10 protein-coding genes are annotated in these 12,069 nt (G+C 36.2%); 6 read left to right on the top strand and 4 right to left on the bottom strand.

Annotation, left to right across the window (positions count from 1 at the left end; all coding sequences use genetic code 11):
- Positions 1 to 97 precede the first annotated feature (97 nt).
- Positions 98 to 2,422, top strand: a complete 2,325-nt coding sequence (locus tag ACPF63_RS14350) for a GEVED domain-containing protein (protein WP_426480373.1) — start codon at positions 98 to 100, stop codon at positions 2,420 to 2,422.
- Between the two features lie 173 nt (positions 2,423 to 2,595).
- Here ACPF63_RS14350 and ACPF63_RS14345 read toward each other — a convergent pair whose 3' ends face one another.
- Together ACPF63_RS14345 and ACPF63_RS14340 are read right to left on the bottom strand one after the other, a co-directional pair.
- A complete protein-coding gene (locus ACPF63_RS14345; protein ID WP_426480372.1) occupies positions 2,596 to 2,754 on the bottom strand; it encodes a hypothetical protein in 159 nt (52 codons plus the stop codon).
- Between the two features lie 43 nt (positions 2,755 to 2,797).
- On the bottom strand, positions 2,798 to 3,625 hold the full coding sequence (locus tag ACPF63_RS14340) for an ion transporter (RefSeq protein WP_077415326.1): 828 nt from the start codon (positions 3,623 to 3,625) through the stop codon (positions 2,798 to 2,800).
- Positions 3,626 to 3,874: 249 nt separating this feature from the next.
- Between ACPF63_RS14340 and ACPF63_RS14335 the strand changes: the two genes are divergently transcribed.
- From ACPF63_RS14335 to ACPF63_RS14325, 3 genes are all read left to right on the top strand, one after another.
- Positions 3,875 to 4,723: a hypothetical protein gene (locus ACPF63_RS14335; protein ID WP_426480371.1), complete on the top strand. Its 849-nt coding sequence runs from the start codon at positions 3,875 to 3,877 to the stop codon at positions 4,721 to 4,723.
- A 128-nt stretch (positions 4,724 to 4,851) separates the two neighbouring features.
- Positions 4,852 to 5,949, top strand: coding sequence for a Nif3-like dinuclear metal center hexameric protein (locus ACPF63_RS14330; RefSeq protein WP_426480370.1), 1,098 nt, complete (start codon positions 4,852 to 4,854; stop codon positions 5,947 to 5,949).
- A 2-nt stretch (positions 5,950 to 5,951) separates the two neighbouring features.
- On the top strand, positions 5,952 to 6,728 hold the full coding sequence (locus ACPF63_RS14325) for a zinc ribbon domain-containing protein (protein WP_426480369.1): 777 nt from the start codon (positions 5,952 to 5,954) through the stop codon (positions 6,726 to 6,728).
- 321 nt (positions 6,729 to 7,049) lie between these two features.
- Here the strand turns inward: ACPF63_RS14325 and ACPF63_RS14320 are convergent, their stop codons facing one another.
- Positions 7,050 to 8,828, bottom strand: a complete 1,779-nt coding sequence (locus ACPF63_RS14320; RefSeq protein ID WP_426480368.1) for an AMP-dependent synthetase/ligase — start codon at positions 8,826 to 8,828, stop codon at positions 7,050 to 7,052.
- Between the two features lie 357 nt (positions 8,829 to 9,185).
- Between ACPF63_RS14320 and ACPF63_RS14315 the strand changes: the two genes are divergently transcribed.
- Both ACPF63_RS14315 and ACPF63_RS14310 read left to right on the top strand, forming a co-directional pair.
- Complete coding sequence (locus ACPF63_RS14315; RefSeq protein ID WP_077415316.1) at positions 9,186 to 10,325, top strand: acyl-CoA dehydrogenase; 1,140 nt, start codon at positions 9,186 to 9,188, stop codon at positions 10,323 to 10,325.
- Positions 10,326 to 10,347: 22 nt separating this feature from the next.
- A complete protein-coding gene (locus ACPF63_RS14310; protein WP_077415314.1) occupies positions 10,348 to 10,713 on the top strand; it encodes a hypothetical protein in 366 nt (121 codons plus the stop codon).
- 263 nt (positions 10,714 to 10,976) lie between these two features.
- On the opposite strand, the gene ACPF63_RS14305 is transcribed toward ACPF63_RS14310, so the two are convergent.
- Entirely contained in the window at positions 10,977 to 11,921 is a 945-nt protein-coding gene (locus tag ACPF63_RS14305) for a DUF4349 domain-containing protein (protein ID WP_426480367.1), read from the bottom strand.
- Positions 11,922 to 12,069 lie beyond the last annotated feature (148 nt).

Genomic DNA, 12,069 nt, shown 5'->3' with positions numbered 1-12,069 from the left:
TATAAAAGGAAAACTTTAATTCATTGTGATATAATTAAAAAAATATTTTTTTTATTGTTGATTTTCACTAGATTTGAGTAACTAATACTGTTTTTATATGAGAAATTTTTTACTTGTTGGTTTCTTAATGACCGGCTTTTTATCCTCCGCACAGACTTACTGTACGCCTGCTTTTGCAAGCGGGTGTAGCGGAGGAGATGTGATAGATTCCTTTGCAATTCCAGGCGCTGGATTTGATCATCCTAATACAGGTTGTTCTACTGATGCGTATGGAGATTACACTTCTATGACGATCAACCTTAGTGCAGGTTTGAGTTATGACTTTAGTGTTAAACATGGGTACAGTGATCAGAATGTACGTGTTTGGATAGACTTTAATAACGATGGTACTTTTGATGATGCAGCTCCGGAACTTGTAGCTTCTGCGAGTAGTACTCAGGTAGGAGCGGACAATATTACCTCAGGGCTTATCGCAATTCCTTCTACCGTTACTCCTGGTACTTACAGAATGAGAGTGGGTGACAGGTTCTCCAGTGACCCTATTCCTTGTAATACAGACGGCTATGGAGAAGCTCATGATTATACGGTAGTAATTGGTGCAGTTCCAACTTGTTTTGCTCCTTCTGCTTTAACGGTATCTGCTGTTACAGCAAATTCAGCTCAGGTTGCGTGGACTGCTCCGGCTTCTGCTCCAGGCAGCGGTTATGAATATTATTATTCAACCTCCAGTACGTATCCTACGGCTGCTACTGTAGTTTCCGGGACAAGCAGTGGATTAAGTACTGGTCTTTCTTCACTGGCCCCGGCTACAACTTATCATGTATGGGTACGTTCTGTATGCAGTACTTCAAATAAGAGTGCATGGTCTCAAATGGCAACATTTATGACATCCTGCGTTTCTGTAGGAGTACCTTATACATTGGATTTCGAAAGTATAACTCCACCTGATCTTCCGAGCTGTACCTCAGTAGTAAATGACGGTTCAGGAAATATGTGGGAGACGGGTGATCTGGATGCTCAAGGATTTACTGGAAATGTTCTTCAGTATTCTTATGACTATGCCAATAATGCAGACACCTGGTTTTTCACCAACGGTATTAATCTTACTGCGGGAGTTACCTACAGAATTAAATATAAATATGCCAATGCAGAAGGAACTGTATATGAGGAAAAGCTAAAAGTAGCCTACGGTACTTCAGCTACCGATGCGGGAATGACCAATACATTAGCAGATCACTCAAGTGTTGTTACCAGTACAGCAACCAGTGCATTTGTGAATTTCACACCAACAGCCACAGGAGTTTATTATTTTGGGTTCCAGGCATATTCTGATGCCAATATGAACCAGTTGTATGTGGATGATATTAATATAGATGTAGCGCCAGCTTGTAGTGAGCCTAATGCATTAGTTATGTCTAATATTACTGCCGGAGGAGCTACGGTTTCCTGGACGGCTGCCACTCCTGTACCTGCAAGCGGATATGACATTTATTACAGCACAACCAATACAGCGCCTACAGCTACAAGTACACCTAATTTTACAGGAGTTACAGCAACTACTTATAATATTCCAAGTTTGGCTCCTTCCACTGTTTATTATGTATGGGTAAGATCTGCATGTAGTGCTGCAAGCAAAAGTATATGGAGTGATTCTGCTACATTTACAACATTGTGCTCAAGTGCGAACCTTCCTTATGCTATAGACTTTGAAAGTGTTACTGTTCCTGAACTTCCAGGCTGTACAATGAATGTTAACGCAGGAGCTGGTAATAATTGGGAAACAGTAGATCCGCCTTCTGATAGCCAGGGATTTACTACCAATGTATTAAGTTATCATTATAACTCTTCCGATCCTGGCAATACGTGGTTCTTTACCCAAGGTTTGAACCTGACAGCGGGAACACAATATACAATTGGCTATAAGTACGGTAATAACTCATCTACCTATGTTGAAAAATTGAAAGTTGCTTATGGAACTTCACCTGACGCATCGGCTATGACAGGCTCTATAGCAGATTATCCTTCAATTAATGATGAAATGGCCCATACAGAATCTATAACGTTTACAGTTCCTGCAACAGGTGTGTATTACTTTGGATTTAATGCTTATTCAGATCCGGATCAGTATAATCTGTATATAGATGATATTAGTATTAACAATGCGAACCTGGCAACAGCTGAAGTTGCTCTGGCAAAAAATACTATTCAGGTTTATCCTAATCCATTTACAGATGTATTGAACATTTCTGATGTGAAAAACGTGAAAAATGTATCTGTAACGGATGCAACAGGAAGATTAGTGAAAACTATTGCAAACCCTGAATCTGTGATTCATTTAAGAGATTTAATGCAAGGTGTTTATTTAATTACAATGGAAATGAAAGATGGATCTAAACAGACTATCAAGGCCATTAAAAAATAATTTATCATTTAAATAAAAAGAAAGGGACGGGTCATTGATGATCCGTCCTTTTTATTGTATTTACTTTGAAAATTAATAGATCAAAAGAAAGATGAGCGAAATATTTCACTCCTCTTTTTATTTTGTCATATGACTCGATGTTATATAAATCATTATGAATTACCCATTACTCATTATTTATTAGGCACCGGCTGAATCTCTCCCTTATTCATAAGGTCAAAAATAGTAGGGAAGAACATTGCTAATATAAAGTAGACGATGATCATCAGCACCACCAGTGCAAAAAGAATGATCACTAAACTATTCGGTTTGTTTTTCTTTTTTTGTTCCATGATTTTGTGGTATTTGGTGAATAAATTATGTTGATATCCAATATCAAGCTAATTTCTTGCCACATTTCTTACAATACCTCGCATCATCATCAATATCTTCGTTACCGCATCGTTCACAGATCAGTTCCAGGTTTTGTCTCTTGTTTCTCATTTCTGCCGTTACAATACCGGTAGGGACAGCAATAATAGAATAACCGGCCAGCATCAGAACAACCGCAAAAAATTTTCCTAAAGGCGTGATTGGGGATACATCACCATATCCTACAGTAGTTACAGTAACTACTGCCCAATAGATAGACTGCGGTATGGTTTCAAACCCCTGCCTTCCGCCTTCCACCATAAACATCAGTGATCCTACAATAACTGAGAATATAATCAGGAATAAAAGGAAAATGTAAATCTTTCTCGAGCTGTTTTTCAGAGCCCGTACAATAAGGTAGCCGTCATTCATAAAATCCAGCAAATTGAAAATCCTGAAAATTCTCAACATTCTAAGCATTCTGAAAATCAGAAAATATTTAGTGATGGGAAAGAAAAAGCTGAGGAAAAAAGGAACCAGTGCGAGAAAATCTATAACTCCGAAAAAACTGAAAATATAACTTCGCTTATTCTTTACCACTGCAATACGCATAGAATACTCAAGAGTGAAAAAAATAGAAATCACCCACTCCAGAATCAGGAAGGTATAATGAAACTTTTTATCAAGCTTAGGTACACTTTCCATCATAATGATGGCTGTACTTGCAAGAATTAAAGATAATAAGATGATATCGAACAGTTTTCCGAGTCTGGTATCGGAACGATAAATTATCCGGTAAAGGAATCTTTTCCAAAGATTGTCTTCAGGAACAAGATTATGTTCTCTTTCCATTTATATAGGTTATTTCACAGCGAAGTTAGTAATTTCTATAGAGTATAGGGTAAAGATATGATTGTTAAAAGAATCTTGCAAATGTTAAAAATATTTTCATCATTAAAAAGTGAATTATACGCATTTAATTTAATGATTTTCAATACATTATATTAAACAAAATACGAATAAAATATGACATATAAAAATTTATTTTTTAACATAATATTAATCCAAGTTTGTAATTTTATTCAACAAAAGCTTTATATCATGAGAAAAAATTTAACCTTATTTATTCTGTTTTTCATAAGCAGTTTTGTATATGCTCAGGTTGGGATTAATACTTCAACACCAAATGGTGCTTCAGTACTGGATATAGTCTCCAACCAGAAAGGGATTCTCATTCCTCGTCTTACAGATACTGACCGGGATACATACCTGGCTGATAATAATGCTTCTACAGTGCCCCCTGCAGGTATTGTAAATGCTAACCTTACTGCAGGAACCCTTATTTTTAATACGACAACAAATAACTTCCAGTATTGGGATGGTACCCTCTGGAGACAACTTTTTGTTCCTACATCTTCTCAGGCTGGTAACGATGGTGTCGTTAAAATAAATTCTGGAAACGCAAATGTAAAACCCTCATTCAGTTTAAGTGCAGCAGGGAGCGGGTATGGGCCAAGACAACAGGTGCTTTATACCACACCGCTGGTCTTTGCAGCAAGTCCTACTACAAGCTGGCCGGAAACCACAGTTCCATTTCCGGGAGTTACCTCAAATATCTATATTTCAGCTACTGGTAAATGGAGGGAAAACGAAATTAACGGACAAGTCCATGTCTGGAGAGCTATCGCGACTATTACTCCCGGGTCCAACTCTTCAGGATCTGTAAAGGCTACTTTTAAAAATCCTGACTCCGGTTTTGAAATTAACTCTATCCAGTTGGTACCAAGTGGTTCCAGTGGAACAGGTAACATTCTTACATTTTATTTCTATACTATTGCCGATCCTGCGAGTCTTGATCCTGGAAAAGGCTATCAGCTTTTTATGGAAGCCGATATAACCTGTAGTGTAGTAATGGAGTCATTTACAAGAGTATCGCTTTTCAAAGATTAACAGTCTATTTATTTTTTTATATCAAATTCAAGCCGGCCAATGAAAGCCGGTTTTTTTATTGCAGAAGAAATATTCTTTGAATTTTTAGTAAAATTAATATCTTCGCTGTAACCGTAAAATATAAATTAATGAAGCTAAAAACTGTAATTGCAAAGATTGAAGAAGAAATAAGTATCAGACAGGCAGAAGATTTTGATAATGTTGGCCTGCTGTGTGGTGTTTATGATCGTGATGTATCTGGAATTCTGGTTTGTCATGATGCTCTGGAAAATGTTGTAGATGAAGCGATTGAAAGAAACTGCAATCTGATTGTATGTTTCCATCCGATTATATTTTCCGGACTCAAATCTTTAACAGGGAAAAACTATGTAGAAAGAGCCGTTTTAAAGGCTATTGAAAATAAAGTGGCTATCTATGCCATTCATACGGCATTTGATAATGATTTCTTTGGGGTCAATTATGGAATTTGCAGACAGTTGGGATTAAAGAATATGAAAATCCTTCAGCCGAAAGAAAATAATTTAAAACAACTGACGGTTTTTGTTCCGAAAGAGTATTCCGAAAAAGTAAGAGAAGCTATGTTCTCAGCGGGAGCAGGAAATATCGGTTTCTATGATGAATGCAGCTTTACGGTGAATGGTAACGGGACATTCAGGCCGGTAGAAGGAGCAAACCCTTTTTCAGGACAGAAGGGTGTTCGTGAAAATGCAGATGAAGATATGATCTCTGTAATTTTTGAAGGCTTTAAACAAGGTCAGATTGTGGGTGCTATGAAAGCCGCACATCCTTACGAAGAAGTGGCTCATCAGATCTACAGTCTGGATAATAAAAACCAACATGCCGGACTGGGAATGTATGGTGACCTGGAAGAAGAAATGGATGAAAAAGATTTCCTGGGGTTTGTAAAAGAAAAGTTTGGTCTTGAAGTGATAAAACATTCCTCTTTCAACAATAAAAAAATCAAAAGGGTAGGGGTTCTGGGTGGTTCCGGAGCAAGTGGAATAAGATCTGCTGCTTCAAGAAAATGTGATGCTTATCTTACCGGAGATCTTAAATATCACGACTATTTTTTAGCAGAGTCTAAAATGCTGATTTGCGATATTGGGCATTATGAGTCAGAACAATTTGTTGCTCAACAATTATTTGAAATTTTATCACAAAAATTTAGTACATTTGCAATTTCAAAATCTATTGAAAAAACAAACCCAGTAAATTATTTCATTTAAATATGGCAAAAACCAACGATATTTCAGTTGAAGAAAAATTAAGAGCTTTATACGATTTACAGATCATTGATTCAAGATTGGATGAAATCCGAAATACTAGAGGAGAATTGCCAATTGAAGTTGAAGATCTTGAAATCGAGATTGAAGGTCTTGAAAAAAGAGCTGAAAAATTTCATGCTGACATCAAAGATCAGGACGATCAGATCAAAACAAAGCATGAAGTTATTAACCATGCTAAAACTTTAATTGAGAAGTACAAATCTCAGCAGGATAATGTAAGAAACAACAAAGAGTTTGAAGCATTAGGAAAGGAAATGGAATTCCAGGATCTGGAAATTCAGCTTGCTGAAAAAAGAATTAAAGAATTTGGAGTTAAAATTGCTCACAAAAACGAAACTTTAAGTGAACTGAATACTAAGATCGACGATTTGAAAAACCACTTGAAATTCAAGAAAGAAGAATTAGAAGGTCTTATCTCTGAAACTCAGAAAGAAGAAGAATATCTTTTAGAGCAATCTAAAGAATTTGCAGGTAAAATCGATGAGAGATTATTAGCTTCTTACAACAGAATCAGAACAAATTCTGTTAATGGTCTTGCTGTAGTAGGATTAGAAAGAGGAGCTCCAAAAGGATCTTTCTTTACAATCCCTCCTCAAAAGCAAATGGAAATTGCTCAGAGAAAGAAAATTATTATTGATGAGCATTCAGGGAAAATCCTTGTTGATGACGAATTGGTAATGGAAGAAAACGAAAGAATGAAATCTGTAATTAAATTCTAATTATTGATTTTAAATCATACAAAAGCTGTTTCAGAAATGAAACAGCTTTTTTTATACATTCAATAGCTAATGCGTTTTTAAGATGGTGTAATTTTTACGGTGTCTTTGTCATTCCGCAGGAATCTAGACATGCAATGAGTCTCAATAAAGCTTAGATTCCACGCTTCACTCTGAATGACAACTCTAACTCTAATAAAAAGAATTCTAATGAGACAGTCAATAGGAACGGGCTTTAGCCCGTTTAATTAAAAGAATAGATCTTCCTATTGGCTTTAGCCAAAACATAAAAAAACCGCTTCAAAATGAAGCGGTTGATATTATTTATTCCTGATGATCATACATCTTATTATATAAGGCTATGAACTTCTCTTTTACTGCTTTTCTTTTCAGTTTCAATGTCGGAGTAAGCAATCCGCTTTCAATGCTCCATACTTCAGGAGTAAGTTCAATCTTTTTGATTTTCTCCCAGTTTCCAAGATGTTCGTTGATTCCTTCGATTTCCTTTTCAATTCTTTGCTTCAGCTCAGCACTTTTTGCAATCTCTTCCGGAGTAGAACCAATATTCAGATTGTTTCTCATAGCCCAGCTTTTTGCAAATTCAAAATCAGGCTGTACCAAAGCACATGGCATTTTTTCACCATCACCTACCACCATGATCTGCTCTATAAATTTAGAAGCCTTTGCTAAATTTTCAATCGTCTGAGGGGCAATATATTTTCCGCCGGATGTCTTGAACATTTCTTTCTTACGGTCAGTGATCTGTAAAAATCCGTCACTATCAATATGTCCGATATCTCCGGTCTTGAAAAACCCGTCTTCTGTAAAAGCTTCTTTGGTCATTTCTTCGTTTTGGAAATATCCTTTGAAAACAGAAGGCCCTTTTACTGTAATTTCACCATCTTCCTGGATTTTTACTTTTAAATTATCCAATGGAATACCTACTGTTCCCACTCTCATTCTCTCAAAGCTGTTTACAGAAATTACAGGCGAAGTTTCCGTTAAACCATAACCTTCCAAAATTGGAATTCCCGCATTTTGAAACATTAAGTTAAGTCTTGTAGACAATGCCGCAGATCCTGAAACCAACGTCACAATTTCACCACCTAAACCTTCTCTCCATTTAGAAAATACCAGTTTGTCTGCGATGATTTCCTGAAGTCCGGATGGTTTTGAGATTACTTTCTTCTTGCTGATCAGGTTCAAAGCCCAGAAGAAAATTTTTGATTTCAATCCTCCGGCAGAAGACCCTGTATTGTAAATTTTATCATATACCTTTTCTACCAGTCTTGGAACGACAGTCATATAATGAGGCTTCACTTCTTTTACGTTTTCACCCATTTTCTCGATGCTTTCAGCAAAATAAAGAGAAAAACCGTTGTATTGATAGAGATAGAACAGCATTCTTTCAAAGATATGGCAGATAGGCAGGAAGCTTAATGCCCTTGTTTCCTTATAATCTAAGCTCTTTTTCTTTGGAATTCTTGGAATAGATCCCAATACGTTTGAAACAATATTGTTGTGGGTAAGCATTACTCCTTTAGGTCTCCCGGTAGTTCCGGAAGTATAAATAATAGTGGCAAGATCCTCTGTATTGATGGCATTGGAAAGGTCATCCACTTCAATTTGTGTAGACTCATCTTTACCCAGATCAAGGATTTCTCTCCAGTTGGCAGCGCCACTGATGTTGTCAAAAGTAAATATTCCCTGTAGACTTGGGATATTATGTTTTACTTTCATTACCTTAGTCAACAGTTCTTTATCAGAAACAAAACAGTACTGAATTTCGGCATTGTTGAAGATAAATTCGTAATCTTCAGGTGAAATACTTGGATAAACAGGTACAGAAACAACTCCGATCTGAGAAAGCCCAAAGTCCATAATAGCCCATTCTGTACGGGAATTGGTTGTAATCAAAGCGATTTTATCACCCGGTTTTATACCAAGCTTCAATAATCCTCTGGATATCTTATTTCCCTCATTAATAAACTCCTGTGTAGAAGTTTTTTTCCACTCACCCTGATATTTCGTTACAAACATATCCGTTTTAGGATATTTTTCTAAAGCGTAGTGTGGAATATCGAATAATCTCTTGATCGTCATGATTTTTTACGTAATTTATAAAGAAATTTAAATATAAGCATTTTTTTTAATTGAAAACATTTGAATGTAATAATTAGAAACTAGTTAAATGCTTACCATAATATATTGAATCAAAAAGGAGGCCGGAAGCCCTGAAAAGGGGATTTTATATTTTGAACTGATCATTTGTGAATGTTTACGGTTCTGAATGTATCCGGTATTGTTTTTATCTCTCATCATTTCGAATCCCAAAACACGCATTCACTGGCATTAAACTCGCTCTAACTTCCATTTTCTGTGCCTTTTTCCTGCTTTCAATTTAATTTTTTCAGATTTGCTTAAAAAGTGTAAATTTACGGCTATCTAATTATTTTTTTTATGGACTTTAATTTATCGGAAGAACAGCTGATGATTCAGCAGGCAGCAAGAGATTTTGCACAAAATGAACTATTACCTGGAGTGATTGAAAGAGACCGTGACCAGAAATTTCCTGCAGAACAGGTGAAGAAAATGGGAGAAATGGGACTTTTAGGAATGATGGTAGATCCACAATACGGCGGTGCAGGTATGGACAGCGTTTCTTATGTGCTGGCAATGGAGGAGATTGCAAAAGTGGATGCTTCTGCAGCTGTTGTAATGTCTGTAAACAACTCATTAGTTTGTGCCGGTCTTGAAAAATTTGCTTCTGAAGAACAGAAAGTAAAATATCTTACTCCACTGGCTAGCGGACAGGTAATCGGAGCATTTGCATTATCTGAGCCTGAAGCTGGTTCTGATGCAACTTCTCAGAAAACAACTGCTGAAGATAAAGGAGATTATTATCTTTTAAATGGGATCAAAAACTGGATCACCAATGGTGGAACAGCTTCTTATTATATTGTAATTGCACAGACAGATCCTGAGAAAAAACACAAAGGGATCAATGCTTTCATCGTAGAAAGAGGATGGGAAGGATTTGAAATCGGACCAAAAGAAGACAAATTAGGAATCAGAGGAAGTGATACACACTCTTTGATCTTTAACAATGTAAAAGTTCCAAAAGAAAACAGAATTGGTGTTGACGGATTCGGGTTCAACTTTGCTATGGCTGTGTTGAACGGAGGAAGAATCGGTATTGCTTCTCAGGCTTTAGGTATTGCTTCAGGAGCTTACGAGCTGGCATTGAAGTATGCTAAAACAAGAAAAGCTTTCAAAACTGAAATCATCAACCACCAGGCTATTGCATTCAAATTAGCTGATATGGCTACGCAGATCACAGCAGCAAGAATGTTATGTTTCAAAGCAGCATGTGAAAAAGATGCAGGAAAAGATATCTCTGAAAGTGGAGCTATGGCAAAATTATACTCTTCTCAGGTAGCAATGGATACTACTATTGAAGCAGTACAGATCCACGGTGGATACGGATACGTGAAAGAATACCACGTAGAAAGATTCATGAGAGATGCTAAAATCACTCAGATCTACGAAGGAACTTCTGAAATTCAGAAAATCGTGATCTCAAGAAGCATTGCAAAATAACATTTTATAAAACACACTACCTATGAAAAAATCTTTGTGGATCACCCTCGGTGTTGTACTGTTGTTACTAGGCGTATTTGTCTGGTATAAGTACTATTTTGTTTTCGGAGAAGGAGTAAAATCAGGATACCTGAACTATGCCATGAAAAAAGGCTATGTCTTCAAAACCTATGAAGGTAAACTGATTCAGGAAGGTTTCGGGAGAGGAAAAACAGGAACCATTACAAGCTACGAGTTTGAGTTTTCTGTAGATGATCCTGAGATTTTCAAACAATTGGAAACCAATAGCGGTAAAAGCTTTGATCTGCATTACAAAGAATACAACGGTGCTCTCCCATGGAGAGGAAATACAAAGTTTGTCGTAGACAAAGTAGTGAACATGAAATAAAAACAAATAAGGCTCTCAATTGAGGGCCTTATTTTACACCAAATCACAAAATATTAATATATGAAATAAAAATTTCCGGTTTTGTGGGGAATCCTGTATAAACAAAGATTCATTGTTTTTATCTACACTTAAAGTTAAGAGGATTTTTCTTAATAAACAAGCTGTTTTTATTAATGTTATAAAATTAAGCATAAGAATTAACCTTACCCTCTAAACCTCATTAAAAAAATATTAAAAATCCACCATGAAGATGGATTTTAAATCTAGTGAGAGTCGTTATGAGGAATGTTTTTATTTTTCTTTTTATAAAAGTAATATCCAATACCGGCAATAAGGAATAAAGGCCACAACGGAAGAATAAACAGGAAAATAGAAGTAATCACCTCCCAGCCTGATTCAATGGCTGCCAATGATTTTCCACCGAAAGTTTGAGGTTCTTTTTCTGTTTGAGCCTTATCACTGATATTTATATTGATCGTACAGATCGTATTGTCTGCATAATTACGCCCTGAAACCTGAATATCCTTAGTGTCTATGTCTCCAACATTGCTGTTGATAGCATCCATTAAATCATCAAAATGCTGGATCGGAACTTTGATATCAAGGCTGTATATTTTTTGATTTTCTCCATAAGGACTGGCAGATTCCACGTAAGAAAGATTTTCGCTTTTGATGTAGCCGTTATTTTTATGGGCTTCTTCCCTGATGATTTCCTTCACCGTTTCTGCATTCTCTGCTTTTATGACAAGATATCCTGATTTTACCATTTTATCTTTTGGCATATTCAGTTCATAACTGTCATTTTTAGGCTTGTCTTTATAAATGATTTTGGTTTCTTTAATAACCTTTGGAGCCGGAGCTTTTACAGCAATTTTTTCAGACTTTTTCTCCGTTGAATCCTTTTTCTCTATTTTGGATTCCAGTTTTGTATTGGCAATTTTATCAGATAAAGAATCTACCATTTTGGAGGTCTTTTCTATTTTTTGATGAATATCGTTCCTGGTATCCTCAAAATCTTTTATTTTAATACTGGCAGAATCCATTACCTGGTTGGCTGCTTTACTGGCATTGTCAATGGTTTCTGTAGCTACTGTAGCTGCGCTGTCTGCTGAATGAATTGCTTCGTGAAGACTCTCCTGAGTAGTTTCTCCTTTTTTACACATAATGAAAGTGCCTGATACAGCAACAAGTAATATGAACTTTTTCATAACATTAATTTTTTTGATGAAGTAAAATTAGGAGGGAAGTTCTTGTAAAGATTGTAAATAGAATGTATTGTGCTGGTAAAATTATAACTGTTATATTTTCAGGGGTTTGTATTTGTTTTACAAAAGATTTACAAAACGTTTCTGAGTT

Origin of the sequence: Chryseobacterium sp. R2ACT005 (genome assembly GCF_049949215.1) — a bacterium.
Taxonomy (GTDB): Bacteria; Bacteroidota; Bacteroidia; order Flavobacteriales; family Weeksellaceae; genus Chryseobacterium.
Note: the sequence above shows the minus strand (reverse complement) of the source record. Positions and strands in the feature narration are given on the sequence as shown.

Bases quoted from the DNA above. Each gene is read 5' to 3' on its own strand.
- ACPF63_RS14350 (WP_426480373.1), top strand. From the start codon at position 98: ATGAGAAATTTTTTACTTGTTGGTTTCTTAATGACCGGCTTTTTATCC.
- ACPF63_RS14345 (WP_426480372.1), bottom strand. From the start codon at position 2,754: ATGGAACAAAAAAAGAAAAACAAACCGAATAGTTTAGTGATCATTCTT.
- ACPF63_RS14340 (WP_077415326.1), bottom strand. From the start codon at position 3,625: ATGGAAAGAGAACATAATCTTGTTCCTGAAGACAATCTTTGGAAAAGA.
- ACPF63_RS14335 (WP_426480371.1), top strand. From the start codon at position 3,875: ATGAGAAAAAATTTAACCTTATTTATTCTGTTTTTCATAAGCAGTTTT.
- ACPF63_RS14330 (WP_426480370.1), top strand. From the start codon at position 4,852: ATGAAGCTAAAAACTGTAATTGCAAAGATTGAAGAAGAAATAAGTATC.
- ACPF63_RS14325 (WP_426480369.1), top strand. From the start codon at position 5,952: ATGGCAAAAACCAACGATATTTCAGTTGAAGAAAAATTAAGAGCTTTA.
- ACPF63_RS14320 (WP_426480368.1), bottom strand. From the start codon at position 8,828: ATGACGATCAAGAGATTATTCGATATTCCACACTACGCTTTAGAAAAA.
- ACPF63_RS14315 (WP_077415316.1), top strand. From the start codon at position 9,186: ATGGACTTTAATTTATCGGAAGAACAGCTGATGATTCAGCAGGCAGCA.
- ACPF63_RS14310 (WP_077415314.1), top strand. From the start codon at position 10,348: ATGAAAAAATCTTTGTGGATCACCCTCGGTGTTGTACTGTTGTTACTA.
- ACPF63_RS14305 (WP_426480367.1), bottom strand. From the start codon at position 11,921: ATGAAAAAGTTCATATTACTTGTTGCTGTATCAGGCACTTTCATTATG.